Raw genomic sequence first — 21,716 nt, 5'->3', positions numbered from 1 at the left:
TATTCCTGGCTGTTTTACGGCTACTTCCCTGGCTCCGCCTTGTTCGAATCAGCGTCAGCATTCGCTTTGGATTTGATAAAAGCGATCAGTGCATCCAGCTCCTTGTCACTCGGAGCCAGGGCCGGCATGACAGCTGCATAGCCCTTGACGATTTTGGCATTGGGATGAAGAACCGAATCTCTGATATAGCCCTCATCGACCTTTACGCTCGTATCGTCGGCAAAGGTTTCCGTCTTGCCATACAGGCCCAGCCAGCTGGGGCCGACGCCCTTGTTGCCATCGACACTGTGGCAGGCCAGACAGCCGAGCGACCCGGCCAGTCGCTGTCCCTGCGCCACCAGGTCTTCACCCGGGCTCGACGCTTCGCCGGTCGAAGGTTCATCGACTTGCCCCGCAGCACCCAGTGATTTGATCAGGGCGATGACAGCACCCAGCTCATCGTCCTTGAGAGTATAGGCCACCATGACCGGCGGGTAGCCCTGTACCAGTCGGGCCTTCGGATCGAGAATCGACTCTTTCAGGTAGGCCTCGTCGACCTGCACACGGGTGCCATCGGCAAGCTGTTCAGTGCGGCCGTACAACCCCTTCCATCCCGGTCCGAGACTGGCACCGCCATCCTGGCTATGGCAGGCCTTGCAGCCGAGTTGTTCGACCAACTGGCGGCCTTTTTCCAGCACGCTGTCTCGACCGGGTTTGGCAGCTGTCGTCAATGTCTGCGCAAAAGTCGGCTGACCTTTGAGCCATTGATCGAAGACGCCCTGCTCTTCCACGATCATATGGCCGCGCATGTTGTAATGACCTACGCCACAGTATTCAGCGCAAAGGACTTCGTATTTTCCGGTTTTAGTCGGCGTAAACCAAAAGTACGACACCATCCCTGGCACCATATCCATCTTGCTGCGAATTTGCGGCACATAGAAATCGTGCAGGACATCTTTAGCGCGCAGCAAGACTTTCACCGGCCGATCGAGCGGAAGGCGAACTTCATTATTCATTACAAGCACATCGTCCTGCCCTGCAGGATCCTTGGGATCAAGGCCGAGGGGGTTGGCGGAATCAACAAACTTGATATCCGACTTGCCCAACTTCCCGTCCTGGCCGGTAAAACGAAAGGCCCACTGCCACTGCTGGGCGATTACTTCAAGTTCGTAAGCCTCTTTAGGCACCCGGACGAAATCGTTGTAGACAACCAGCCCTGGCGCCAACATCCCGGCAATACCAATCGAGGTAACGATAATCAACCATAGTTCCAGCTTTTTATTTTCTGGCTGGTAGGCCGCCCTGGCACCCTCCTTGTGACGATACCGCATCACCGCTACTGCCATGAATACCGTGATGGCAATGAAAAATATTCCGCTGATGATCAAGGTGATGAACAGGGTGGTGTCTATGGACCCCCAGTTGGAAGCCGCCGGTGTCGCCTGCCAAGGCGCAAGTATGTGGAATAGCACTGATGCAATAACGATTAGTATCAGGATAATTGCTACTGCCATTTCCTCTTCATCCTATTCCTGTTGTTCATTGGTTATGCAAACGCATCGCCACTGACGTCCAAGCAGGGCAGACAAATACCACCCATCCGGGCGGCAAAGTCAGTAGGAAGTATAGAGCCCATCCGGTTTACCGTGAGGTTGGCAGGTGAGGCCCGGCGACCGGCTATACTGAATTTTTGATGACGGACACCAGGGATTGGCCAGAAGCGGCGCCAAAAGTCGAACCCTGCCCTTGTGCAGTCATCAAACATAAGTGAAGGCATTGAGAAGCAACGATAGCTACCGATTCCAACAATCCACATGGGAGGTTTCGTCATGAGTGCCCTGACGATCGAAGGCTGGTGCAAAACCAGCGGCGCCCAAAAGTCCACCCCGATGGGGGAAGTCCATTTCTACGTCGACGGACCTCTGCATGTCCGTCTGGAGCAGGCCGAAGAGCGCTTGCAGAAGACCCACGAGCGTGAAGCCATGGTCGATGTCGATATGGACTCGATGGACTTGATCATGCCCGAGGGATACGCCCCCTTGTCCGACTGCCAGATGCGTGTCTATTTGCACGACGAGCGCGGTCAGTTTCATCTGGTCGGGCACCGAGCGAGTGACGGCAGTTTGATCTACACCAACGCGGTGTTGATTGATCAACTGCTTGAGTAGCGGTTACTTAATTCCCGGCATCGGAGTTTCTCCGCGGGGTAATGTGCGGTGCCGAAAACTCACTGGTCTTTTAAACAGAATTCGGTGTGTTGCTTCGACCGATTGAAACTACAGACAGAAGCGGCCCTTCCCGCCCCGTTAAATCCACCTTGCCTCAGGGGCAAGTAGCCCCTGCCAAAAGCGATCGGTGAAACAGGGCCGCGACTCTCTCCATAAATGGGGTACTACACCCACCCAACCAGTCGTTTGCCACCAAATTTGAGGAACATTCCCCCTCCCCCCTTTTCTCGCTTGAAACCCTCAGACGCAGCTTGTTAATTCATTTGAGTTTTTTCTTCGCCCTATTGAAATGGCTCATTAGTTGCACCGCACCTGATACCCGCAACAGCTGTCGTCCCGGACATCATGGAAACGGCGGGGCTCGCCAGATTAGGCATGACGCGAGGGGTGAAAAATGAAACGAGCGACACCACCATGCAGTTCCATCGCCTTGTTGCCCAGGTCAAGCCTGTGGTGCGTGTTCCACGCAAACGTGAGGATGGGGTGATGGCTTCCACTAATAGATCAATGGCTCGAATCACGAAACGGCCGATGCCACTTTACAAGCAGCTCGCTGAGTTGAGTCTGATGTTTATTGTGTTGGTGATGACGCTGGCGTTGTCCGCTGTACTGGCGATGGAGTTCACCCTTGGAGTGTTCTGACAAATGCGTCTTTCACTCAAATGGCTTGATGATTGCGGTATTGCTCGTGCGAGCGCCCATTTACCAGGCCCCCCCTGTAAAAAAAGCGGTTATGGGAGGTGTGTCATGTGGAATCAGCCTCTGATGATTGTGGCGATCTACCTTGCTATCACCCTCTGCATCGGCTGGCTGTGGTCCGCAGCTACCCTGTATTGGCTTTGATCCAATGGAAAAAGTGAATCACCACCTGATTTTGTAAACACACATGACCGGCAGCCATGTGTCGGTCAGTTCGGAACTGAAGGTCAACCGGTCAAATGTCCCATGGGGGCGCGGGGATGAACTTTGACTCGATCCATTGTTTGAAGGCGACGACCACCGCGCCCGGAAACCTGGCCGATGGCCTGACCAGATAGACCCCACCGGCGGTATCCAATTGCCAGTCGGGAAGGACATGCAACAGCCTCCCGGCAGCAATATCACGACTCATCAACCAGTCACCTGCCCCCAGTATTCCCGTATCGGCGCGGGCCGCTGCCAGTAATGATTCGCTGTCATTGGCCGTCATGTTTCCTTTGGGAGAAATCGTCTGCAGTTCATTGCCGCGATGGAGTCTCCACTGGGGAAAAGACGCAAGGCCGCTGAAGCGAAGGCAGTTGTGCCTGATCAGGTCCTGTGGCGTTTCGGGCATGCCGTGCTGCCTGATATAAGCAGGCGAGGCACAGAGTATCCGGCGATGGTCACTCAGTTTTTTGGCGATCAACCGGCTGTCTTCCAACTCTCCGATTCGGATCGCCACGTCAAAACCTTCATCGATGATGTTGACCAGACGCTCGCTGTAGTCTGCAAGGATCGAGACATGCGGATGAGCCTTGAGAAACTCCGGCAGCATCGGGCCAAGCCAACGCCTGCCCATGGCTGCCGGCAATGCAAGGCGCAACGTACCGCGGATTTCGCTGGCGCCCTCGGACGCTTGTTGCTGCGCTTCATTCATCAACTCGATGGCCGAGCGCAGGCGCTGCTCCAACCTGGCGCCTGTTTCAGTCATTCGAACCTGCCGGGTGGAGCGCTCCACGAGCCGAACGCCGAGGCGTTTTTCCATTGCGGCGAGTCGCTTTGAGACGACGGTTGGGTGTCGCTGCAATAGCCGGCCAGCCCCGACAAATGAGCCTTGCGAGGCCACGGCCAGAAACGCAGCGATTTCGTCACTGTGCTGATTGTTCAGAACATCAAGATTCATGGTTTTAAAATGATCGCCCCCGATGAACGCCCCGACTCCAGGTCCGCATGCGCCAATGCTGCATCCGCCAGAGAGTAGCTTGCCCGGACCGAAGGTTTGATAATACCCGCACCGATGGCGGCCAACACATCCTGTGCTCGCTCCTGGTACTCGGAAGCGCTCGCCGTATGGGCTGCCAACGAAGGACGAGTGAGGAACAGAGAGCCTTTGGCATTGAGTGTCGACAACTCCACGGCTGACGGCGCACCCGATGAAGCGCCAAACGATACCATCAGACCCCGTGGTCGCAAGCAATCCAGGGATGCCTGGAAAGAAACTCGCCCTATCGGGTCATAGACGACGTCGACCATTTTACCCTCGGTGATACGAGCGACTTCGCAAGCCAGGTTGTCAGCATCGAACACCAGCACTTCATCGCATCCCGACGCCTGGGCTTTCTCGACACTGGCCTGCTTTGAAACCACGCCGATCACGGTGGCACCCAAGTGTTTTGCCCACGGCACCATGATTTCCCCCAGTCCTCCAGCCACACCGTAGAGGAGCATGGTTGTGCCGGGCCCTACGGGATAGGTGGTTTTCAAAAGGTACTGCGCAGTGATGCCCTTGAACATGACGGCTGCGACATCATCGAACGACAGCGAATCCGGAATTTTGACCAGCCGCTCTGCCGGATAAATCCGGGCCGAAGCATAGGAACCGATAGGGCCGGTGGCATAGGCCACGCGATCCCCTACTCGTACGTTACTGACACCCGCCCCCACAACTGCGACACGCCCAGCGCCTTCCAGCCCAAGCCCGGATGGCAACGCTATGGGCACCGCCCCCTTGCGCTGGGTAACGTCGATAAAGTTGACACCTACAGCCTCTTGCTCAAGCCAGACCTCGCCCTGGCCTGGCGTTTGTTCGCTCAGTGTCTCCAGGTTCAGTACTTCAGGGTTGCCGAACTGGTTAAACCGGATCGCAGATACCATGGTCATTTCTCCTTCAGTCAGAAGCCGCTATCAAACAAGTGGCCTCAGTGTGAGAACTGACCTGCTGATGAACAAGATGGGGTGATTGCAGGACATTAATGCACTGATTGCAGCAATGTAATCGCGAATGGCAGGCGTCAGTACGTGGAGCATGCTGGGATCATTGTGATTATTGAGAAAACAAGGGTTGTCGCCGTGAGTCTGCCTGGCTTGGTGGCTGCCTTTCGTGACAGGCAACAAACGGCCAGAAGCGGTCATGGGGACGCGACTTCTATTCAAAGAAAGTAAGCCCCCAAAATCCCCGCAGCAACGAACCAAACAAATACAACGATTACCGCAGCAAATCTGTTCGCTGGCGGCCTCACTTGGCTTTTCTCCCACTCACTCGCTTTGACCTGACACTCCTCGAGCACCTGCACAGGCATCAAGCGAATAGCGAGCAGAATGCCAAGCGGCAAGATGATCACGTCGTCCAAGTATCCAAGCACAGGAATGAAATCAGGAATGAGGTCGATTGGACTCAGCGCATACGCCACGACAAAAACCGAAATCCATTTGGGTAACCAAGGTGTCTGCGGATGCTGATAGCAAAACCAGAGAACCATGGTTTGCCGTTTTAGCTTTCTGGCCCAGCCGCGTAAACGATCAAGTATGCGTTTCATGTCGTAATTGTCAGTACCTGAAGGAGCGTGCCTGCGAGCGTAGCGCCTTGGGTGATTGACTGCTATGGGTAGTGGATTCAACCGGTCGTGACAGGCAGCAATCAGCCAACAACAGTCATTCAATGTCTACAAGTTCAGGGGCGATTCAGAAGATGTCCCGACCAGGAACGCTCCCCCCGCAGCCCTGCCATACTGTTCAACATGACCAGTGCAACTTTCCGCTTCTTTGATGAGCTCAACGATTTCCTGCCGGCCGATCGGCGGCGGCAGCCCTTCACCTGCCAGTGCGCGCAAGGGGCCACGGTCAAGCACATGATCGAGGCGCTCGGAGTGCCGCACACCGAGGTCGAACTGGTGCTGCTCAACGGCGAGTCGGTGGGCCTGGAGCGGGTGATCCTCGACAGTGACCGGTTGGCGGTGTATCCCAAGTTCGAAGCGCTGGACATCAGCCCGCTGCTGAAGGTTCGCGCGCAACCTTTACGGGTGCTGCGTTTCGTCGCTGATGCACACCTTGGCGGGCTGGCCAGCCTGCTGCGCATGAGCGGCTTCGACACTCTCTACGACAATGGCTTCGAGGATGGCGAGATCGCCGAGATCGCTGCGCAGCAAGGGCGCATCGTGCTGACCCGCGACCGCGAACTGCTCAAGCGGCGAATCATCAGCCACGGCTGTTATGTGCATGCCCTGAAACCGTCGCTGCAGCTGCGCGAATTGTACGAGCGCCTCGACCTGGCGCGTAGTGCGCGGCCATTCAGCCTGTGCCTTCATTGCAACCTGCCGCTGCACGAGATCAGCCTGGAACTGGCCCGCACGCAGGTGCCGCCACGCATTGGCGCCCTCTATTCGCACTTCCTGCGCTGCGACGCCTGCCAACGGGTTTACTGGGAAGGTTCGCACTGGCGCGGTATGTGTGCATTGCTGGCACCGCTGCTGAACCGATAGCCGCCAGCCCTTGGCGGGCAAAAAATAACAAAATTGCCATGTGCTCCCTCCGTTCCTTCTTGCGTCGCACTGTTCATTGCCCGTTTCCGTACGTCTGGAGTTTCCCCAATGCCCTCGCCTCATTCCTTGCCCGCTGCGCTGCTGGGCCTGGCCCTTGTTTGTCCGGCCATGACCGAGGCTCAGGGCCTGGAGCTGGGACAGGTGCTGATTGGCGCCGAGGACCAGAGCGACGAAGATCAGGGGATCGAGGACGCCAGGGCCCGGCTGGCCCAAGTGCCCGGCGGCACCAACGTGGTCGACATGCGCCGCCCGTTGCAAGGCCGCGTGGCCAGCAACCAGGATGTGCTGGCTTACCAGCCGGGGATCTATGCCCAGTCGGCGGGTAACGAAGGGGTGAAAATCTCGATCCGCGGGTCAGGTATCAACCGCGCACCGGGTGCCCATGCCTCGGGGCTGTACACCCTGCTCGACGGGCTGCCGCTGACCGGCCCCGGCGGCACGCCCTACGAATTGCTGGAACCGCTGTGGCTCGACCATGTGGAAGTGCTGCGCGGCGCCAACGGTTTCGACTGGGGCGCCCTGGCCCTGGGCGGGGCCATCGATTACGTCAGCCATACCGGCTACGACGCGCCGAAGTTGCAGGTACGCTACGCAATGGGCAGTCACGGCTATCAGCAGCGTCAGGTCAGCTCCGGACAGGTGCTGGGTGACTTCGATTACTACGTGGCCATGACCGACGCCAACGCCGACGGTTACCAGGACCACACGGCCAGCGAGAGCCAGGGGGTCATCGCCAACTTCGGTTATCGCTTCAACCCGAACCTTGAAACACGCTTCTACCTGCGCCACCGCCAGACCGACAACGACCTCGCGGGACGCGTGACCAAGCACTCCATCGAGCATGACCCACGGGCGGCCAACCCGGCCTATGTGGCGCGGGACGACCACCGCGACGAACCGGGCAGCACCTTTATCGGCAACAAGACCACCTACTACATCGATGACGATTCGAGCATCCAGACCGGCCTGGTCTACCACGACTATCCCATGGACTTGAGCGAGGGCCCCAACCGCCTGAAGGTGGCGTACACGGACGTCAGCGGCACGTTCGACTACAAGCGTCGCGACACGCTCTGGGGTCTGCAAAGCCAAAGCACCCTGGGCCTGCGAATGACCAAGCACCTGCCCAACGCCGGTGCCAGCGAGTTCGTGCGCATCCCCACCGGCAACACCGCCGGTTACGCACCGGGCACGCTGATCCGCAACTTCACCTACCAGGGCTCGGACACGGTCCTGCATGCCGGCAATGACCTGGAGATCGCCGACGACCTGTGGCTGACCACCGGCCTCGCCGCGATCTACACCCGCCGTGAAAGCGATGTCACCTACCCGCAAAGTGGTGGCAAGACCAGCCTGCACGACTGGGACTACGCCCCGCGCGTGGGTCTGCGCTACCAACTGACTCCGGACCTGCAACTGTTCGGCAATCTCAGCCGCTCGGTCGAGGCACCGCACCCGTGGTCGCTGATCTATAGCTCGAACATCCGATTCCCCGCAGGCAGCGGCGTTGCCACGGGCGCCCAGCGCGAACCGGTCACGCTGCAAAACCAGACCGCCACCACCCTAGAGATCGGCGGCCGCGGTGACAGCACGCTGGGGCAGTGGAGCCTGGCCTGGTACTACGCCCAGGTGCGCCACGAATTGCTGTCGGTGCTGCCGGACGCCAACGCCACCACGCCCTACGAACTCAACGCCAGCCCTACCGTGCACCAGGGCGTGGAAGCCAGCCTGCTGAGCCCCCTCTGGTCGCCGGACGATGGCGGCCTGTTGAGCCTGCGCCAGAGCTATACCTTCAGTGACTTCCACTACCGCGACGATGAGCGCTTCGGCGACAACCGCCTGCCGGGCCTGCCGATGCACTATTACCAGGGCGAACTGCGCTACGACTGGCCACAAGGCTTTTTCGCCGCGGTCAACACGCAATGGGTGTCCAAGGTGGCGGTCGATTACGCCAACAGCTACTACGCCGATCCCTACGCCATATTCGGCGCCACACTGGGCTACAACGCGCCCAAGGGCGACTGGCAGACCTGGCTGGACCTGCGCAACCTGACCGACAAGCACTATGCCGCCACGGTCACGCCGGGCTACGACGACAAAGGCCTGGACGCGGCACGCTCCACCCCTGGCGAGGGCATGGCGATGTACGTCGGGGTGTCGTGGAGTCTGCTCTGAGGCCGGGTTTACCGGTCGAAAGGCAGGTTCACGGGGAGAATCGATTCACCTGAATAATTCCGCAAATATAGATAGCTGACTAATAACAAGCTCAACTATGATGAGCTAACTCCTCCGCAGCAGACGTCACCATGACCGACTCATTGACCCTTGGTTTTGCCCTGCATGACAGCGCCCGGCTGATGCGCAAGCGGTTTGAGCAACGCGCGCGGCACGTCGGCCTCACTCGCTCGCAGTGGCAGGTGCTGGCCATGCTGTCGACCAACGAGGGTATTCATCAAAAAGGGCTCGCGGATTTACTGGAGCTGGAGTCGATCACCCTCGTGCGTCTGCTGGACAAGATGGCCGAACGCGGTTTGGTCGAGCGACGTCGCCACCCTACGGATCGACGCCTGTCCCTGCTGTTTTTGACGGAGCAGGCTCATCCGCTGCTGCAACTCATGCGTGACATGGGCCGAGTGACTCGCCAGGAAGCCACGCGCGGATTCTCTGCCGAGGAGGAACAACTGCTGCTGCAGATGATGAAGCGGATGAGGTCCAACCTGATCGAAGCTTGCAGTCTTCCCGTTGAAGAACAGGAGCATCATCATGATTGAGAGACGGCAACTCGTGCGCACCACGCTCTTCGCCTTGCTACCCATCGCGCTGGTGCTCGGCGGCTATCTGTATATCTCGGGCGGGCAGGTCATTTCCACTGACAATGCCTACATCCAGGCCGATCATGTCGGTGTCTCCACCGATGTCTCGGGGCTGGTCGCCTCGGTTGATGTCAAGGACAACCAGCGGGTGGTCAAGGGCCAGGTCCTGTTCACCCTGAAGCCGGAGCCCTTTGAGATTGCGTTGGCCAGTGCCAGGGCGCAGTTGAGCAATGTGCGCAACCAGATCCTCAATCTCCAGGCCAATTACAGGCAAGCGCAGGCCGAAATCGACCAGGCGCAAATCGACCTCGCCTACTACCAGGCCAGCTTCCAGCGCCAGCAAACCCTGCTCAGCGTCTCTGCGGTTTCCAGAACCAACTACGACGATGCCAAGCATGCGCTGGACAGCACCCGGCAAAAAATCACCGTGGCCAGGGCCACTGCGCAAATGGTGCTGGCGCAACTGGGCGGAAGTATCGAAACCCCCGTCGAACAACAGTCCACGTATCTGATCGCCCGGGCCGCTGTCGACGAAGCACAGCGCAACCTGGACAACTCGGTGGTCAGGGCTGCGTTTGACGGTGTCGTGACCAACGTTGATTCGTTGCAAGTCGGCTCCTACCTGCAACCACCCCAATCGGGCATCAGCCTGGTGTCGGCCGAACACCTGTGGGTCGCGGCGTCGCCGAAGGAAACCGAACTGACCCACATGAAGCCCGGTCAGTCCGTCGAGATCAGCGTCGACAGCTACCCCGGCGTGCAGTGGCACGGCACCGTCGACAGCATCAGCCCGGCGTCGGGTTCGAGCTTCTCGTTGCTGCCCGCGCAAAACACCACGGGCAACTGGGTCAAGGTCGTGCAACGGATTCCCGTACGCATCAGCATCGATGACGCCGGAGAAAAACCACCGCTGCGCACCGGCATGAGCGTGCAGGCCGAGATCGACACCGGCTCGGCCCGTGGCCTGCCGCACCTGTTCTCGGGGCTGCTGGCGAGCAAGGCCCCGGCCCCGGCTCTGGCCCATGAATAACCCGGCACCGACCGAAGCGGTGGCCCATCGCGGGATGATCACCGCTTGCGTCGTGCTCGCGGTGATCATGCAAGCGCTCGACACCACCATCGCCAACGTCGCCCTGCCCTACATGCAAGGCAGCATCTCGGCCAGTTCGGACCAGATCAACTGGGTGCTGACGTCCTATATCGTCGCCGCGGCAATCATGACGCCGCCGTCCGCCTTTCTGGCCAGGCGCTTCGGGCGCAAACGCGTGCTGCTGTGGGCGATTGTCGGCTTTGTGGTCTCGTCGATCCTTTGCGGCCTGGCGCAGTCGCTGGAAGAAATCATCCTCGCCCGCCTGCTGCAGGGCCTGGCGGGCGCGGCGCTGGTGCCTCTGTCCCAGGGCATTCTGCTGGACATCTACAGCCTCAAGGAACGCGGCTCCGCCATGGCGCTGTTCGGCGTGTCGGTCATGGTCGGCCCCGTACTGGGGCCGATGCTCGGCGGCTGGCTGACCGAGAATTTCAGCTGGCGCTGGGTGTTCTTCATCAATTTGCCCATTGGTTTGCTGGCGCTGGCCGGGATCGTCTATTACGTCAGCGAAACCACCACCGACACCTCGACCCGCCTGGACTGGCTCGGCTTCGGTTCGCTGAGCGTGGCGATCATGGCCCTGCAACTGTTTCTGGACCGGGGCGAGCAGCTGGGCTGGTTCGCTTCCGGTGAAATCCTCGTCGAAGCGATCGTGGCCGCTGTCGCCCTGTACGTGTTCCTGGTCCACACCTTCACCACCGACAGCCCCTTTATCAGCCCGAAGCTGTTCAAGGATCGCAACTTTGCGATCAGCGTCGTCTTTATCTTCATCGTCGGCATCACCTACCTGGCCTCACTGGCGCTGATGACTCCCTACCTGCAAACCCTGATGGGCTATCCGGTGCTGACCGCCGGCATGGTGATGGGCCCCCGTGGCCTGGGCACGATGCTGACCATGTTCCTCGCCGGTCGACTGCTGGGCAAAGTCGATACCCGCCTTTTATTGTTGTCGGGCCTGGGCTTGTCGGCGCTGTCGATGGGGCTGATGACCGGCTGGACGCCTGACGTGTCGATGCAGACCGTCATCTGGGTCGGCTTCATCCAGGGCACCAGCCTGGGCATGCTGTTTGTGCCACTGACCACGGTTGCCTTCGCGACCCTGCCCGCCTCCTTGCGCGCCGAAGGCACCGGGCTTTACAGCCTGTCGCGAAATGTCGGTTCCAGCGTCGGGATCTCCATCGTGACCGTGCTGCTCACCCAGAACATCCAGGCCAACCACGAGCAGATCGGTGCCTACATCACGCCCTTCAACCGGGCCTTCGACGCAGGTTCGATCAAGAGCTACCTGGACCCGATGGCCGCCTCCGGTCGCGCCACCCTGGACGCGCTGGTCAACGTGCAGGCCAGCTGGATCGCCTACGTGGATGACTTCAAGCTGCTGATGCTGCTGTCACTGGCGGTCATGCCGTTGTTGCTGATTATCAAGACCCCAAAAACCCAGGCACATGAAGAACCGGCAGCGGTCATGGAGTAGTCCCGGATCGACACACAACCGCGCGAGACGACTAAGCTTTTGTAACGTCACTTCGTCCCTCAAGGAGAACTCCATGAGCGCCGCCGCCCTGTCCGAACTCGATGCCGCCCTACCCGGCTTGACCCGCAAGATCCGCGTGCTCGATGCCCTGTCCTGGCCCGATGGAGTCGAGGAAGACTTCCTGGCGAAATGGCGCGGCGGGCGGGCCGAATTACCCAGGGTCGAGTTGCAGCCTCGCGACCACAGCGCCGACATCGCCGCCCTGGAAACCTTTATCAGTCAATGCGATGTGGGGCATCCGGCCGGGAATTACCTGGCCATGACCGCCCGTAGCTATGCCACGGCCGGGCACATGCTGGGGGCCATTGGCACTCCCGCCTTTACCCAGTATTCGTCGGCGCTGTACCGGCGCCCGGATTTCTATTACACACGCCTGCAACTGAGCATGCTCGACGCGGCCCGGTTCTTCCTCAAGACCACCGACGCCCTGCTGGGCGGTGCGCGGATTCCACCCTGCCCGGCCGAGATCCCGGCCAAGGCGTTCGCCGCCTGGATTCAACCGGAACTGGACCGCTTCTTCGGCGTCGGGCAGATCACGGTCGTGCTCGATCCGAACCTGGCCGCCAAGGCCATCGCCGGATCGAGCCGCATTCGCCTGCGGGCCAGCGCGCTGTTCTCGGAGCTGGACAAGCAACAGCTGTTGCAACACGAGGCCTTCGTGCATGTCGCCACGGCACAGAACGGCGCGCGCCAGCCCAACCTCACAAGCCTGGGCCTGGGGGCGCCCCGCACGACCCAGACCCAGGAAGGCATTGCCACCCTGGCCGAACTGTTCACCGGCAGCATGGACATCAATCGCCTGCGTCGCCTGGCCCTGCGCGTGCTCGCCGTCCAGCAGGCGCTGGAGGGTGCCGATTTCATCCAGGTGTTCGAAGGTTTTCTGGCGGCCGGTCAGACAGAAGAGGAATCCTTCCGTTCAACCCAACGGGTGTTCCGCGGCGCCGACCTGCGGGGTGGTTCGGCCTTCACCAAGGATGCCGCTTACCTGACCGGGTTGCTCGGCGTCCACACCCTGCTGCGTATCGCAATTCGCGATAACCGGCCGGAACTGGTCGGGCATTTGTTTGCAGGGCGCCTCAGCCTGGGTGACACCGTGCGCCTGGCGCCCCTGTTCGAATCCGGCTGGCTCAAGGGGCCGGTCTATCTTCCGGCCTGGGCCAGCGACCTGCGCCTGCTGGCCGCCAACCTGGCCTTCTCGGCGTTCATCGCCCAGATCAAGCTGGATGTGCTGGACCTGGATGTGTTCATGGCATTCGCCGAAGAACACGAAAGCGATGCCAGCGCCCAGTGATCGAGGGGCAATTTTACAGGCAGCCTTGACTCTTCGAATCAACTGCTACCATTAGGAAGCGGTGTCGAGGCCGGGCTCTGTGGCTTGCAATGTCGGCTTCACCTGCCAGGGATCGATCCACTCATTTCAAGCCTGCCTGACCCCATGGGGGGTGCAATGCACAATCCATTACTTTACGCGTTGTCGGCTGTACTGCTCTTGAGCGGATCGTCCTGCCTGGCACTGGGTACGGATGGGACCGCTGCCGCACCGGCCCCGGTTCCGGCACCGGCAAGCGCGGCCACTACCGCGCCCGCCGCGCCGGTGACCAAGGATCCGGTGTTTACCCAGGAACAGCTGGATCAGATGCTGGCGCCCATTGCGCTATACCCGGACCCACTGTTTGCACAGGTGCTGATGGCCACCACCTACCCCGGGGAAGTCGGCGAGGCAGTCAACTGGTCCAAAGCCCACCCGGACGCCAAGGGTGACGATGCGGTCAAACAGGTGGCGAACCAGCCCTGGGATCCGAGCGTGCAGGCACTGGTCGCCTTCCCGCAGGTTCTGGCACTGCTTGGGCAGGACCCTGTCTGGGTCCAACGCCTGGGTGATGCCTTCCTGGCGCAGCCCGACGATCTCATGGAAAGCGCGCAACGCTTGCGTCGCCAGGCACAGGCAGCCGGCAATCTGCAGAGCAACCAGTATCAGAACGTGACGATCCAGAATGTCGCGGCGCCAGCACCGGCGACCACGAACGCGGCTCCAGCCCCTGAAGCGGCCCCGGCCAGCAACTCCACCATCATCATTCAGCCTGCCGATCCGCAGGTGGTGTACGTCCCCACGTATAACCCGACAACCACCTACGGCACCTGGCCCTACCCGGCGTCGCCGCCCGCGTACTATCCACCGCCACCGGCCTATTACCCTGGCCAGGCGCTGATGGCCGGGCTCGCGTTTGGTGCCGGTGTGGCGATCGTTGGATCGTTGTGGGGTGAATGTGACTGGGGCAATAACGACGTCGACATCGACGTCAATCGCTACAACAACATCAACGGCAACAACCGGATCACCAACAACAAATGGCAGCACAACCCGGTGCACCGCAATGGCGTGCCCTATCGGGACAATGCGAGCCGCGCACAGTACGGCCGGCAACTGAACGGAGCCAATCAGCGCGAAGCCTATCGCGGGGACAATGCCCAACGCACCCAGGCCCGTGAAAATGCCCGCACCTCAATGGACAAGCACGGTATCGAACGACCAGCCACCAGCAACCGCGAAGCCCGTGATCAAACGCGCAAACTCCAGTCCGGAACCGCAGGCGGCGATCGGCTGCAGGCCGGTGCAGACAGACCAAAGACGGCGGACAGAAGCCAGGGCACGGCCAGAAACACCCGGGAGAATCAGCAACCCAGGAGAGAGACCCAGCAGGCGAGGAACCAGAGCGCCCAGTCGAATCAGCGCAGAGAAGGCTCCGCGCAGACGCGCCAAGCGACCAATAATCGGCCCGCCGCCAGTGCCGGCAGTGCCCGCAACAATGCGTTCGCCGGCGCACGCTCGCCGTCACAGGCCAACGTCCAGGCCAATCGTGGCCGGGCCAGCCAGGCATCCGCCCAACGCCCCAGTGCCTCGCGCTCAGCCGGTCACCAGGTCAGCCGGCCGTCCAATCCACCAGCGCGTCAAAGGGGGGGCCGCCGTTGAAAAACCATCCTCGATTGAAGGGACTCACGGGTTTGCTCCCTCATGTCCTGGTTATAGCCGCCGGCTTGTTGTGGTCGTGCATGGCGACGGCACAGCAGGCCTTTCCAACGCCAGAAAAGGCAGCAGAAGCCTTTGTCGAAGCACTGGGTACCGAACACTCCGACCAGGCACGCCTGACCGAACTGCTGGGCAGCGATTGGCACAGCTACATCCCCCGCGAAGGCGTGCAGCGCGAAGATGTGGATGCGTTCTTGCAGCAATACCGCGAGCAACACCACATTGAAAACACCAGCGACCGCAAGGCCATCCTGGCGGTTGGCAGTGAGAACTGGACGCTGCCCATCCCCATGACCAAGGCCGCGGACGGTTGGCGTTTCGACATGAAGGCCGGCAGTGCCGAAATCCGTACCCGTCAAATCGGCCGCAATGAACTTGCCGCGGTGCAATCGGTACTGGCCTATCACGACGCCCAGATGGACTATGCGTCGGTGGATCGAGACGATGATGGCGCCCTTGAGTATGCGCAGAAAATCGTCAGCAGCCCCGGCAAGCACGACGGACTCTACTGGGCCGAGGACGACAGTGGCCAGATCAGCCCGTTGGGGCCTTCGTTCGGCAAAGCCATTGCCGACGAAGAGTGGCACGGCTACCGCTTCCGCATCCTTCATGGCCAGGGTCCTTCGGCACCGGGCGGTGCCTACAGCTACCTGATCGGCGACAAGATGAGCCGGGGCTTTGCGCTGATCGCCTGGCCAGCGAAGTACGACGACACCGGCGTGATGAGTTTCATGATCAGCCATGAAGGCCAGGTGTTCGAAAAAGACCTCGGACCCGATAGTGAAAAACTGGCGCTGGCGATGAAGCGCTTTGATCCGGATGACAGCTGGAAAGAGGTGCCTGAAGATCAGGAGTAGCAGGCGCGACCTGCTACAAGCCTTCAGAACGGTTGAAAGCAGTTATCTGATCGACAGGACGAATCGCTCTTCGCCCCCGGTGTTGTCGTTACAGGAGGGTTGCTCAAGCTTGAATCCGCACCGATCCAGTACTTTTCTGGAGCCGGCGTTTTCCTTGAAGGCAAACGCAACCAGTTGCGAAAGTCCCCAGCGCATCCGTGCCTCCTGGATCAGGTGCCTCAGCGCCAGTGTTGCCAGCCCTTGGCCACACGCGCGCTGAGCTATCCGATAGCCCACCTGCGCAGAACCCGTCGAAGAGTCGATGCTTTTCAGATTGGCTCGACCGACGATCCTCTGACTGCAATCCTCGATGACAAACGGGTGCCAGGCGCCGAGGGCGAAATCGGACAAATAGCTTTCGATATGATTGGCGACACCCTGCAACGAGTAAAAAGAAGGCGCGCGCGCATCAATATGGGATTCGAACCATTCACGGTTCTGGATTTCGAAAGCCAGCAACGCTTGAGTGTCAGTCACTTTCAGCTCGCGTACGCTAAATGATTCCATTCATCACCTCTGCTGTGCCTTGTGCCGAATTGGCTCGAGTCTATCTCATACCTGAACAACCTGGCCGGGCCGAGCCTTCCCCTTCTCGAGCCCGAGCGGCTTGCATAATACATATGGAAAATCGTATATTCGAATAACCATATGTATCGAGCCGCGCCAATGCTCAATCCTGCCGCCGTATTCAAATGCCTGTCCGACGAAACCCGCGCCCGGGCCACCTTGCTCATCACTCGTGAAGGCGAGTTATGCGTGTGTGAACTGGTCTGCGCCCTGGACGACAGTCAGCCTAAAATTTCCCGCCATCTTGCCCAGCTTCGCGGCTGTGGCCTGCTTCTCGACCGCCGCCAGGGGCAGTGGGTGTATTACCGGCTCAACCCTGATCTGCCCGCGTGGGTTCGCGACGTTCTCGAGACAACCTTGCAGGCAAACGCCGACTGGCTGGCGAACGACAGCACTCGCCTTGCCGCGATGGGCGACCGTCCGCTCAACACTTCCGCCTGCTGCTGACCCTTCACTCATCGAGACTTCGCATGCTTACAGCGTTTAGCATTTTCCTGCTCACCATGGTGTTGGTCATCTGGCAACCCAAGGGCCTGGGCGTCGGCTGGAGCGCCTCCCTGGGCGCCGTCCTGGCCCTGCTGGCAGGCGTCGTGACACTGAACGATATTCCACTGGTGTGGCACATTGTCTGGAACGCCACCGCGACCTTCATCTCGCTCATCATCATCAGCCTGCTGCTCGATGAGGCCGGGTTTTTCCAGTGGGCCGCACTGCATGTGGCGCGCTGGGCCAAGGGTGACGGGCGGCGCCTGTTCGTATTCACGATATTGCTGGGGGCCGGCGTATCCGCTCTGTTTGCCAACGACGGCGCAGCCCTGATCCTGACCCCCATCGTCGTTTCAATACTGCTCGCACTGCGTTTTTCGCCAGCCTCTACCCTGGCGTTCGTCATGGCGGCCGGTTTCATTGCAGATACGGCGAGCCTGCCTCTGGTGGTTTCCAACCTCGTCAACATCGTTTCGGCCGATTACTTCGACCTGGGCTTCAGCGAGTACGCCGCCATCATGGTGCCGGTCAACTTCGTTGCCGTGGCGACCACGCTCGTGGTGCTGTACTGGTTTTTCCGGCGTGACATCCCCAGGCACTACTCGCTCGATGACGTGATGGATCCGCGACGCGCCGTGCGTGATCCCCTGACCTTCCGCGTCGGCTGGGTTGTCCTGGCTCTGTTGCTGGTCGGGCTGTTTGCCCTGGAACCCTTGGGCATTCCCATCAGCGCCATCGCAGCGGTCTGTGCCGCGTTGCTGTTCGCCGTGGCGGCACGTGGACATGTGATTTCAACGCGACGGGTGCTGCGTGAGGCGCCCTGGCAGGTCGTGATCTTTTCGCTGGGCATGTACCTGGTGGTGTACGGGCTGAAAAACGCCGGACTGACAACCTACATGACCATGGCCCTGAACCGCTTGGCCGAATTCGGCATCTGGGGCGCCGCGCTGGGCACGGGGCTGATCACGGCCTTGCTGTCATCGGGCATGAACAACATGCCGACGGTACTGGTGGGTGCCCTGTCGATTCAGGCCAGCGACGCCACCGGTGTGGTGCGTGAAGCCATGATCTACGCCAATATCATCGGCTCTGACCTGGGCCCCAAGATCACCCCCATCGGCAGCCTGGCCACCCTGCTCTGGCTGCATGTCCTGGAGCGCAAGGGCATCCGCATTACCTGGGGTTACTACTTCAAGGTCGGCGTGGTCCTGACGCTGCCGATTCTGTTCATCACCTTGTCTGCCCTGGCCCTGCGCCTGAGCGTTTAACCCTGTGCGACTGCAAAGAGGAGTCACCATGCGCGTTCTGTTTATGTGTACCGCCAATAGCTGTCGCAGCATCCTGTCCGAAGCCATGTTCAACCATCTCGCCCCTGAAGGTTTTGAGGCGGTCAGTGCCGGCAGCTTCCCCAAGGGCCAGGTGCTGCCCCGCAGCCTGAGCACGTTGCAAGAGGCCGGCATCGCCATCGACGGCTTGAGCAGCAAAGGCAATGAGGCTTTCGAAGCCAACCCACCGGACATCGTCATTACGGTCTGCGACAAGGCCGCCGGCGAGGCGTGCCCCGTGTACTTCGGGCCGGCACTGAAAGCTCATTGGGGCCTGGAAGACCCATCGGACATCAAAGGCGATGAAGCGACGGTATCGACGGCGTTCCACTCAACCCTGGCGCACATCGAAACGCGCTGCCGGGCATTCCTCGACCTGCCTCTTGCACAACTTGACCGCGATGCGCTGAAGCGAGAACTCGACCGCATCGGCACGCTTTGACCGGAGCCCCCATGACCCATCCCCTGCCCAATCTCGACACGTCACTGACCCAGCCCATCGCCCATGGAGGCGACGATCAGCACAAGCCACGCATCCTGCTGCTATACGGCTCGACCCGTGCGCGCTCGTTCAGTCGCCTGCTGGTCGAGGAAGCAGCCCGTTTGCTCGAACACTTCGGTGCCGAGACACGGATCTTCAATCCATCAGGCCTGCCGCTACCGGACGACGCGCCCTCCGATCACCCGAAAGTCCAGGAACTGCTCGAACTGATGCAGTGGTCCGAAGGCCAGGTCTGGTGTTCGCCAGAGCGCCACGGCTCTATGTCTGCGGTGTTCAAGGCGCAAATCGACTGGGTGCCGTTGGCGTTGGGCGCCGTTCGCCCGACCCAGGGAAAAACCCTCGCGGTCATGCAGGTCTGCGGCGGTTCCCAGTCCTTCAATGCGGTGAATCAGCTTCGTGTGCTGGGGCGCTGGATGCGCATGTTCACCATCCCCAATCAATCCTCCGTGCCAAAGGCTTTTCTGGAGTTTGACGAGGCCAATCGCATGAAGCCCTCGTCGCTGTACGACAGGGTGGTGGACGTCATGGAGGAACTGGTGAAGTTTACCCTGCTGCTACGGGATCGCCCCGATCTGGTAGACCGCTACTCGGAGCGCAAAGAGTCCGCAGAGGAACTGACTCAGCGCGTGAATCAGCGGTCGATCTGACTGTAGAAATGTTCCCCCAGGCTCGAAAGCCGAAAAAAAGTCGCAAACCCCACGACGCTTCAGGGCTTGCGACTCTTTGCCGATACGTCCCTCAAGCTCCCGGGACGTTTTCTACGGTATGCCTGCCGTGTTCATTGCGAACGTGCAGGTTCAGTTCTCGACCTCAACCGCGTCGAAATCCGGGGCGTCCGCCACATTCTCTCTGGCCTCCTTCGCCTCGGCTTTGGCCGCGTCCCTCGCGGCATCCGCGGTAGCCCGGGCAGCATCCCTGGCGGCATCTGCGTCGGCCTTGGCCGCGTCCCTCGCTGCATCTGCAGCGGCACGGGCAGCGTCTCTGGCGGCGTCTGCGTCATCGTCCGCTACACCAGCAGCTTTTGCGGCATCCCGGGCGGCGTCCGCGTCAGCCCTGGCGGCGTCCCGGGCGGCATCTGCAGTGGCTTTTGCCGCATCACGGGCTGCATCCGCAGTCGCTCTGGCCGCATCACGGGCTGCATTGGCATCAGCCCTCGCAGCGTCCCTGGCTGCATCGGCGGCATCGTGATCAGCGTCGTCAGCGTCGTTGTCATGGGCATTGCCCGGGCCTCTGTTCCCGGCCACACCACCATGGTCAGCATCGCCGCGCCCCGGGCCTCCATGACCGTCGCCGTCATGGCCTGCAGCGCCATGATCGCCACCCTCTCCGCCATGGCCGCCAGCACCGTGACCGCCACCGCCGTCACCACCGTGACCACCACCTCCAGCGCCGCCGTGACCTCCACCGCCTCCACCGCTGCCGCCATCCTTGGCATACACGCTGGAGAAACTACCGATGTAATCAGGCACCAGGACAGTCGATGCCGACAGGACTCCGCCGATGGCCAGAGCCAACAAACATTTCTTGAGCAGCATGATGCACCTCCGCATGGAGTTGCGTACTCATCTCCGTATCGAACGCAATGTCCAGTGAGTTCCCGGCCGCCCATTGGAGCAGCCGGCCAACCGGCACGGCCATCAATCTGCAGCATTATCGAACCACTGCGGTATCCGCACGATCCCTGAAAGCCAGTTGGCATCGTTGCGCGGGAAACATTCCCACATTTTTTGGATAAGTGCGTTCAGCCCGAGTTCAAAAAAACAGAATCAGGATCTGACGCATGGGTTGGGCAACAACTTCAACCTGACCCATTTGGAGCATCATCACGCCTCAATCTGACATGTTTATTTTCAGTTATCTTGCATATTGATTTTTATTGTGTCATTTATAGCCTCGCCGATCACAGGACTGATCCACCGCGCCAACCCGGATGGCGGGCATCCGTTTCCCCCAAATGCCTCCAGGGAGTCAACAATATGAACAAGACAGAACTTCTAGGTGCTCTGGCGCTATGCGCTTTCAGCTTCCTGGCACATGCCGACGAAGACAGCCTGCGTATCGGTATCGAAGCCGCCTACCCGCCCTTCTCCTTCAAGACACCCGAAGGCAACGTCAGCGGGTTCGATTACGACATCGGCAACGCCTTGTGCGAAGAAATGAAGGTCAAGTGCGAGTGGGTCATTCAGGAGTTCGACGGCATGATCCCGTCGCTCAAAGTGCGCAAGATCGATGCCGTGCTGTCGTCGATGTCGATCACCGAAGACCGGATGAAGTCCGTGGACTTCAGCAAAAAGTACTACCACACGCCGGGCAAGTTCGCGATGAAGGCCGGCAACGTGATCAATGACCCCTTGGTGGACCTCAAGGGCAAGAAAGTCGGGGTGCAACGCTCCTCGACTTACGATCGTTTTGCCACCGAGCAACTGGAAAAAGCCGGCGTCGTCGTGGTGCGCTACGGCTCACAGAATGAAGCCTTCCTCGATCTCGCCTCGGGTCGTCTGGACGCCACCCTCGCCGACATCGTCAACACCGATGAGAGCTTCATCAAGACACCCGCCGGCCAGGGCTTCGCGCTCACAGGGCCCGACATCAACGACCCGAAATATTTTGGCCGAGGCGCCGGGATCGCCGTGCGCAAAGGCGACAGTGCCAACGTTGCGCGCCTGAGTGCGGCGATTGACGCCATTCGCGCCAATGGCAAGTACCAGCAAGTGATGGACAGGTACTTCGCGTTCGATATCTACGGCGAGTAAGCCTTACCCCTGCCCCCTGACC

At 60.3% G+C, this 21,716-nt stretch carries 21 protein-coding genes; 15 read left to right on the top strand and 6 right to left on the bottom strand.

Annotation, left to right across the window (positions count from 1 at the left end):
- Nucleotides 1–20: 20 nt before the first annotated feature.
- Nucleotides 21–1,493: a cytochrome c oxidase subunit II gene (locus KGA96_RS28095; protein WP_223515804.1), complete on the bottom strand. Its 1,473-nt coding sequence runs from the start codon at nt 1,491–1,493 to the stop codon at nt 21–23.
- A 315-nt stretch (nt 1,494–1,808) separates the two neighbouring features.
- On the opposite strand from KGA96_RS28095, the gene KGA96_RS28090 reads away from it, so the two are divergent.
- The gene (locus tag KGA96_RS28090) at nt 1,809–2,147 is read left to right on the top strand and encodes a hypothetical protein (RefSeq protein ID WP_046040518.1); all 339 of its coding nucleotides are present in this window, start codon (nt 1,809–1,811) and stop codon (nt 2,145–2,147) included.
- Nucleotides 2,148–2,594: 447 nt separating this feature from the next.
- Nucleotides 2,595–2,849 carry a hypothetical protein gene (locus tag KGA96_RS28085; RefSeq protein ID WP_185754777.1) on the top strand — a complete coding sequence of 85 codons (255 nt, stop codon included), beginning with the start codon at nt 2,595–2,597 and terminating at the stop codon, nt 2,847–2,849.
- 292 nt (nt 2,850–3,141) lie between these two features.
- Here KGA96_RS28085 and KGA96_RS28080 read toward each other — a convergent pair whose 3' ends face one another.
- The 3 genes from KGA96_RS28080 to KGA96_RS28070 form a co-directional block, all read right to left on the bottom strand.
- Nucleotides 3,142–4,068, bottom strand: a complete 927-nt coding sequence (locus KGA96_RS28080) for a LysR family transcriptional regulator (RefSeq protein WP_223515802.1) — start codon at nt 4,066–4,068, stop codon at nt 3,142–3,144.
- Complete coding sequence (locus tag KGA96_RS28075) at nt 4,065–5,039, bottom strand: quinone oxidoreductase family protein (protein ID WP_223515800.1); 975 nt, start codon at nt 5,037–5,039, stop codon at nt 4,065–4,067. The genes KGA96_RS28080 and KGA96_RS28075 overlap by 4 nt, the downstream gene beginning before the upstream one ends.
- A gap of 275 nt (nt 5,040–5,314) precedes the next feature.
- On the bottom strand, nt 5,315–5,701 hold the full coding sequence (locus KGA96_RS28070; protein ID WP_223465041.1) for a YkvA family protein: 387 nt from the start codon (nt 5,699–5,701) through the stop codon (nt 5,315–5,317).
- A 201-nt stretch (nt 5,702–5,902) separates the two neighbouring features.
- Here KGA96_RS28070 and KGA96_RS28065 point away from each other — a divergent pair, with 201 nt between their 5' ends.
- The 8 genes from KGA96_RS28065 (at nt 5,903) to KGA96_RS28030 (ending at nt 16,022) form a co-directional block, all read left to right on the top strand.
- On the top strand, nt 5,903–6,643 hold the full coding sequence (locus KGA96_RS28065) for a Mut7-C ubiquitin/RNAse domain-containing protein (RefSeq protein WP_223466528.1): 741 nt from the start codon (nt 5,903–5,905) through the stop codon (nt 6,641–6,643).
- 108 nt (nt 6,644–6,751) lie between these two features.
- Complete coding sequence (locus KGA96_RS28060; RefSeq protein WP_046040474.1) at nt 6,752–8,878, top strand: TonB-dependent receptor family protein; 2,127 nt, start codon at nt 6,752–6,754, stop codon at nt 8,876–8,878.
- Between the two features lie 131 nt (nt 8,879–9,009).
- Nucleotides 9,010–9,474, top strand: coding sequence for a MarR family winged helix-turn-helix transcriptional regulator (locus KGA96_RS28055; RefSeq protein WP_223515797.1), 465 nt, complete (start codon nt 9,010–9,012; stop codon nt 9,472–9,474).
- The gene (locus tag KGA96_RS28050; protein ID WP_223515794.1) at nt 9,467–10,546 is read left to right on the top strand and encodes an HlyD family secretion protein; all 1,080 of its coding nucleotides are present in this window, start codon (nt 9,467–9,469) and stop codon (nt 10,544–10,546) included. The genes KGA96_RS28055 and KGA96_RS28050 overlap by 8 nt, the downstream gene beginning before the upstream one ends.
- The gene (locus KGA96_RS28045; protein ID WP_223466525.1) at nt 10,539–12,077 is read left to right on the top strand and encodes a DHA2 family efflux MFS transporter permease subunit; all 1,539 of its coding nucleotides are present in this window, start codon (nt 10,539–10,541) and stop codon (nt 12,075–12,077) included. Before KGA96_RS28050 ends, KGA96_RS28045 begins: the two co-directional genes overlap by 8 nt.
- A gap of 73 nt (nt 12,078–12,150) precedes the next feature.
- Nucleotides 12,151–13,428 (top strand): flavohemoglobin expression-modulating QEGLA motif protein, encoded by a 1,278-nt coding sequence (locus KGA96_RS28040; protein ID WP_223515791.1) that lies wholly within the window; start codon nt 12,151–12,153, stop codon nt 13,426–13,428.
- A 156-nt stretch (nt 13,429–13,584) separates the two neighbouring features.
- Nucleotides 13,585–15,108 carry a DUF3300 domain-containing protein gene (locus tag KGA96_RS28035; protein WP_046040467.1) on the top strand — a complete coding sequence of 508 codons (1,524 nt, stop codon included), beginning with the start codon at nt 13,585–13,587 and terminating at the stop codon, nt 15,106–15,108.
- Between the two features lie 80 nt (nt 15,109–15,188).
- Nucleotides 15,189–16,022, top strand: coding sequence for a DUF2950 domain-containing protein (locus KGA96_RS28030; protein WP_046040465.1), 834 nt, complete (start codon nt 15,189–15,191; stop codon nt 16,020–16,022).
- A gap of 42 nt (nt 16,023–16,064) precedes the next feature.
- On the opposite strand, the gene KGA96_RS28025 is transcribed toward KGA96_RS28030, so the two are convergent.
- A complete protein-coding gene (locus tag KGA96_RS28025; RefSeq protein WP_046040464.1) occupies nt 16,065–16,568 on the bottom strand; it encodes a GNAT family N-acetyltransferase in 504 nt (167 codons plus the stop codon).
- Between the two features lie 159 nt (nt 16,569–16,727).
- Here KGA96_RS28025 and KGA96_RS28020 point away from each other — a divergent pair, with 159 nt between their 5' ends.
- The 4 genes from KGA96_RS28020 to arsH are packed head-to-tail and all read left to right on the top strand — an operon-like array spanning nt 16,728 to nt 19,588.
- Nucleotides 16,728–17,075 (top strand): metalloregulator ArsR/SmtB family transcription factor, encoded by a 348-nt coding sequence (locus KGA96_RS28020; protein WP_046040463.1) that lies wholly within the window; start codon nt 16,728–16,730, stop codon nt 17,073–17,075.
- Between the two features lie 23 nt (nt 17,076–17,098).
- A complete protein-coding gene (locus tag KGA96_RS28015) occupies nt 17,099–18,382 on the top strand; it encodes an arsenic transporter (RefSeq protein ID WP_046040462.1) in 1,284 nt (427 codons plus the stop codon).
- A gap of 28 nt (nt 18,383–18,410) precedes the next feature.
- Entirely contained in the window at nt 18,411–18,881 is a 471-nt protein-coding gene (locus KGA96_RS28010) for an arsenate reductase ArsC (RefSeq protein WP_046040461.1), read from the top strand.
- An 11-nt stretch (nt 18,882–18,892) separates the two neighbouring features.
- A complete protein-coding gene (arsH, locus tag KGA96_RS28005; protein ID WP_046040458.1) occupies nt 18,893–19,588 on the top strand; it encodes an arsenical resistance protein ArsH in 696 nt (231 codons plus the stop codon).
- Between the two features lie 150 nt (nt 19,589–19,738).
- Here arsH and KGA96_RS28000 read toward each other — a convergent pair whose 3' ends face one another.
- The gene (locus KGA96_RS28000; RefSeq protein ID WP_223515789.1) at nt 19,739–20,476 is read right to left on the bottom strand and encodes a hypothetical protein; all 738 of its coding nucleotides are present in this window, start codon (nt 20,474–20,476) and stop codon (nt 19,739–19,741) included.
- A 441-nt stretch (nt 20,477–20,917) separates the two neighbouring features.
- On the opposite strand from KGA96_RS28000, the gene KGA96_RS27995 reads away from it, so the two are divergent.
- Nucleotides 20,918–21,694, top strand: a complete 777-nt coding sequence (locus tag KGA96_RS27995) for an ABC transporter substrate-binding protein (protein ID WP_223466519.1) — start codon at nt 20,918–20,920, stop codon at nt 21,692–21,694.
- The last annotated feature ends 22 nt before the right edge of the window (nt 21,695–21,716 follow it).

It is taken from the genome of Pseudomonas sp. GL-R-26 (genome assembly GCF_019947365.1).
Taxonomy (GTDB): Bacteria; Pseudomonadota; Gammaproteobacteria; order Pseudomonadales; family Pseudomonadaceae; genus Aquipseudomonas.
The sequence above is the reverse complement of the archived record's forward strand: the minus strand, read 5'-3'. Positions and strand labels throughout refer to the sequence as shown.